Consider the following 532-nt stretch of genomic DNA (forward strand, 5'->3'; position numbering starts at 1 on the left):
TGCAAAGACCAAAGGCGCAGGGGGACATACCCGAATGTCGTGTTCGACTTCCTCGGGTATCAGTTCCGGCCGCGACGCGTGGCGAACACACAGCGAGATGAGTTCTTCTGTGGCTACACGCCTGCGGCCAGCCCCACGTCACTGAAGTCGATGCGGGCAACGATCAAAAGCTTGAACATCCCGCGGCAGACGCCGGGGACGCTGGCTGAGCTAGCCAAACAGCTCAATCCACTCCTTCGGGGATGGATTGCCTACTACGGCCGGTACAGTCGTTCGGCCCTGTCTACTCTGGCTGATTACGTCAACCGGAAACTCAGGGCTTGGATCAGGCGAAAGTTCAAGCGCTTTCAGTCCCACAAGACGCGCGCCAGTCTCTTCTTGAGAAAGCTGGCGCGGGAAAATCCAGGACTGTTCGTGCACTGGAAGGCGTTCGGAACAAATACGTTTGCCTGATGGGAGCGGTGTGAATCGAGAGGTTCACGCACCGTTCTGCGAGAGGCCGGCAGGTGAAATTCCTCCGGCCTACTCACCC

General features: G+C 58.5%; 1 protein-coding gene. It reads left to right on the plus strand.

The window, feature by feature from the left end; genetic code table 11:
- Nucleotides 1-453, plus strand: a 453-nt coding sequence (locus ACWGTI_RS32670) for a group II intron maturase-specific domain-containing protein (RefSeq protein ID WP_454590684.1), incomplete at its 5' end; no start/stop codon positions are given.
- Between the last annotated feature and the right edge of the window lie 79 nt (nt 454-532).

The sequence above is a fragment of the Mesorhizobium sp. ArgA1 genome (genome assembly GCF_053714375.1).